This is a genomic window from Desulfobotulus sapovorans DSM 2055 (genome assembly GCF_059569355.1).
On sequence record NZ_JCANVJ010000054.1, the window covers coordinates 1 to 4,793 of the forward strand.

General features: G+C 56.8%; 1 protein-coding gene. It reads left to right on the top strand.

Annotated elements, in window-relative coordinates; genetic code table 11:
• Positions 1–4,793 (top strand): beta strand repeat-containing protein (locus BR04_RS17400; protein ID WP_496357296.1); only part of this gene is annotated, 4,793 nt, incomplete at both ends.

Here is a 4,793-nt window from a genome sequence, read left to right on the forward strand (position 1 = left end):
GCTGATCACATTGAGACCACGGTGACCACCCTCACGGCCCGTGCGACTTCCGGCGGTATCCATGTTCTGGAGAGCGATGCTCTTGTGATTGATGATGTGGAAGTATCGGTCAGCAAGGTGGGTACGCTCGGCACGGCGGCAGCGGTGGAGGGCCAGTCTGTATCCGCGACCGGTGAGCGGGTAACCGACGCCATGCAGTCCGATGTCCGCACCACCGCAGGGAACGGGAACATCGTGATCCGGACCACGGCAGGGGACATCACCCTTAACGACGGCACAGCAGATGCGGACGATACCGCTCTTTCTGCCCACGGCAGCGGCAATATCCTGATTCGTGCAGGCGGCAATGCCAGCAATCTTGTGTTGAATGCGGATGTGCTTTCCAGCACGGGCAGCATCAGTCTTGCGGCAGGACGGGCCATTGGCCTCAACAGCGATGCCGATGTCAGCACAGGTGGCTCGGGCAGTATTGACCTCTGGGCCCAAACCCATGAGATCCGTATGAATGGTGTGGATGCGGATCCCGGGGATGCCATTGCTGTCAGCAATCTTACGGCGGAATCCGGCGATATCAGGCTGTGGGCAAAAACCCATATCCATCTTGGCGGGCTGATTTTCACCCAGAAGAATGTGGGCCTGCATGCGGATACGGGCAACATCGTGGATGGGAACGGGGATGGGACGGACATCACATCTTCCGGACTGCGCATGTTCAGTGGCGGCAGCATTGCCAGTGCCGCAGACCATCTGGAAACCACGGTGGCAAGCCTTTCCGCTAAAACAGTTTCAGGAAGTATGTTTATTCTGGAGTCGGATACTCTTTCTGTAGAGCAAGTTATCGTTACCGTTCAGCGTGTTGGTGAAGAGGGTACTGCGACAAGTTTTGATGGTAGCGGTCAGTCGGATCTCACCACCCATGGCGGTAATGGCAATATTGTTCTGAGAACCCTTGCCGGGGATATCACGCTTCAGGACGGGGATGGCAATGGAGCGTCCATCAGCGCCCATGGCAGCGGTAATGTGCTGGTGGAAGCTCTGGGAGACGCCAGTGATCTTATCGTACATGGGAATGTGACAAGCAGTCGGGGGCATATCAACCTCATAGCAACGGGTTCTGTTTATCTTGAAAGAACAGGCGGCCTGCTCATTACCGAAACGGGCAACAGTGGCACCCTCTTTGTGAATGCGAAAAATGGTACTCTCACCATGGCGGATGGGAGCCGGATCAGCACAGGGGCGACAGGCAGTGGCGATATTCGCCTCCTGGCCAGCGGGAATATCCGGATTGCAGGTATTGAGACCGGAGGCGATGTATCCATCACGGCAACATCGGGTTCTATTCTGGATAATGGTGATACCCATGTGGATATTATAGCTTCGGAACTGCGGCTGTGGGCGGGTCTTGGCATCGGAACACTTGGGCCAGATGCCAATGCCCTTGAAACCCGTGTCGCCGCAGTCAGTGCGCGGGCAGGATCAGGTGGTGTGAACCTGAAAGAGTCCGATGGTCTGGCGGTCAGGGATGTGGAAGCCGTTGTGGTACAGGCGGTGGCCACAGACGGGACAGCTCTGGTGAGTCTCATGGATGCAAAACAGTCCGATATCCGTACCCGTGACAATGGCAGTATCGTACTGCACAGCGATGCGGGATCCATCAGTCTTGAAGATGGTACGGCTGCGGCCAACGATGGTGCCCTTTTTGCCCATGGAACAGGGAATCTCCTGATCGAAGCGGGCGACCGCGTGCTGGCAGGAGTCAATGCCGATATCCTCAGCGGCAGTGGGCATATTTCCATCATTGCAGGGAATCTCATCAGCTTTGCTGCGGATGCGGATGTCATCAGCGCAGGAAGCGCTACCCTTGACATTGAAACCCGTGAAGGAGCCATCACCCAGCATGACACCAGTCTGATCGCCACTGGAAGCGGGGCTGTTCGTCTGACAGCCGCCCAGAATATGCATATTGGCGGGATCAGAACGGAAGGCTCTGTCTCCATGACCAGTACGGGAGGTTCCGTTCTGGATGCGGGTGACACCTATATGGACGTGGAAGCTTCCGGCCTGCGGATTCAGGCAGGGCAGGGTATCGGTACGGGAAGCAAGGCACTGGATACACGGGTCACGACTGTGGCTCTGAGTGGCGGCCCGGGAGGGATTTTCCTTTCTGAGCAGAATGACCTTGTGGCGGGAGCTGTGGATGCCGTTACGGTGAACCGTGTGAACACCGATGGTCTGACGACAAGGCCGGTGGCAGATACCGATGGGCTCAGTGGTGTCAGCAGTATCAATAACGGAAGCCTTGTTCTTTCTGTCGCAGGTTCACTGGATGTGACCCATCTTGTGCGGGCTGGAGGGACAGGGCACCTGCGACTTCAGGCGGGCAATGAGCTGAGGCTTGCGGCTCTGGTGGATGGCGGTGCTGGCAGCATTTCCCTTCAGTCCGGTGGGGCACTTCACCTTGCATCAGGAGGGAATGTCCTTACCACGACAGGAACGGTGGACATGGCATCCACAGATGCCGGTCTCTTTATGGCGGAAGGTACACGGGTGGAAACCCTTGGCGGCAATATCCGTATGGCGGCAAGGGAAAATATGGTTGTAGCCCTCCTGGATGCAAGAACCCTGAGTGGCCGGACAGGCGGTACGGTTGTGGATCAGATCAACTGGGGTTCCGTGAGCCTGGTTTCTTCTGAAGGTTCCGTTCTGGATGCGACCTCTGATGAGATGAACCTTTTTGCCAATGATCTGCGTCTGGCTGCGGCACAGGGGGGTCTCGGTGAGACGGATAATCACCTGGAGCTGGAAGTGCGGCGCTTCAGTGCCCATGTCGGTACGGAAGGTCTTTTCCTGACAGATGCCACAGCCCTGATTCTCGGGCAGACGGCAGCCATTTCTGTGAATGGCGTGAAATCTGATGGCAGTATCACGGGCTCTGAACGGCTGGATCCTGCACAGTCGGATATTCTCAGCGCCGGGCATGTGGTGCTGATCAGCACGGCCGGGAATCTCACCCTTGCTGATGGAAACGGGAATGGTAGGGCCATTGGAGCCGCAGGCCATATCCGTCTTGCCACAGGAACAGGTGCATACGATGTGCTTGTGGAGGGAGATGTTATCAGCACGGGCGGTCATATCACTCTCGATGCGGGAAGGGATATCCGTCAGCAGGCGGATGTCATGGCTAAGACAGAGGCCATGACCATAAGCTATCTGGCAGAACGCCATATCCTCATGGAAGAGAATGCCCTTCTTTCTACCGTGAACGGACATATGGACTTGCTGGCCAGAACAGGAAACCTCACCCTTGAAACCCTGGATGCGGGTGGTGGCAACATTCGTCTGGAAGCCACCCTGGGCAGTATCCTGGATGGAGATACCGCAGGCGACACAGAGCTGGATATTACGGCAGCCGGACTTCTTCTGAAGACGGGCCATGGTGTGGGTACGGCGGACAATCTTCTTGAAATCCGGGTGGATGTTCTAACCGCAGCCGCAGGAAGTGGCGGGATTTATCTGGATATCCGGAAAGATGTACGCATGGATACGGTGGAAACTCTGGTGCAGCATGTGGGAAGCGATGCCGGGTTAAGTCCCCGGGCTTCCAGCCAGACCGGTGTGATCACAGCTGCCAATGGCTCCATTGTGCTGGTTGCGGATGGCAGTCTTGATGTCAATGCGGCGGTTACGGCCCATGGTCTGGGCAACATTCTGCTGGACGCCAAGGGTACAGACAGTGATCTGAGCCTTGCTGCCGCAGTGACCAGCACTTCCGGCCACATCACTCTGAAAGCGGCTGAAGATATTGCACAGAGTGGCGTGGAGGTGACAAGCCAGGGCTCCATTTATATGCAGGCCCGTGGGGGCAGTATTCTGCTGGAGGAAGAGGCAAGGATCGAGGCAAAAGATAACCATCTTCGTCTGGATGCGGCCATGGATATTCAGCTGAGCCGGGTGAAAGCCTCTCAGGTGGCTCTGCTGGCTGCTGCGGGATCCATTACGCGCAGTCATACGGGAACCAATGCAGAGGCTGAAGGCCTGCTGTTGCGGGCGGGGCAGGCCATTGGGGCTGCGGATGCCTTCCTTGGTACGGAAGTGGCTGTTCTGACGGCCCTGTCTTCCGGTGAAGGTGCTAAGGGCATTTACGTCAGAGAGATGGATACGCTGACCCTGAGTGGCGTCAGTGTTGCGGTGTCTGAGGTTCTTCAGGATGGCAGTACGCAGAATATTTCTGGAGCTCAGAGTGATGTCGTTTCAGATCAGGATGGGGACATTGTACTGGAGGCAGGCGGATCGCTGACCCTGGAAGATGGGGATGGGAACGCTAAGGTTCTGACGGCCAGTGGTTCAGGACAGGTTGTCCTGACCACCTTGAATGGAGGCGATATCCTTTCCACGGCTGCCATGGACAGTGGTTCCGGCAGGATGAAGCTGGAGGCTTCGGGGGAGATCCACATTCAGGATACAACCGTGACTGTGGGCGGTCTTCTGGATCTGGACAGCGCAGGTTCGACTACCCTTGACGGTACCTTCACCGTGGGTGGTACCAGCGATCTTATGGTGGGTGGTGATCTTGCACTCACAGGGGCCTATAGCGGTGGCAGCAGCGCGACTCTGAATGTTGCGGGTACAACAAGTCTGATAACCGGTGAGGATGAGGCGTTTGACATCACGGGTGATCTGGTTCTGAACAGTCTTGGCAACGCTGACCTGCGCCACACGATCAGGGTCAGCGGAACCAGCATCCTTACAGTGGGCAATGACACTGCGGCAAGCAACCTGCTTCTGACCGGAAG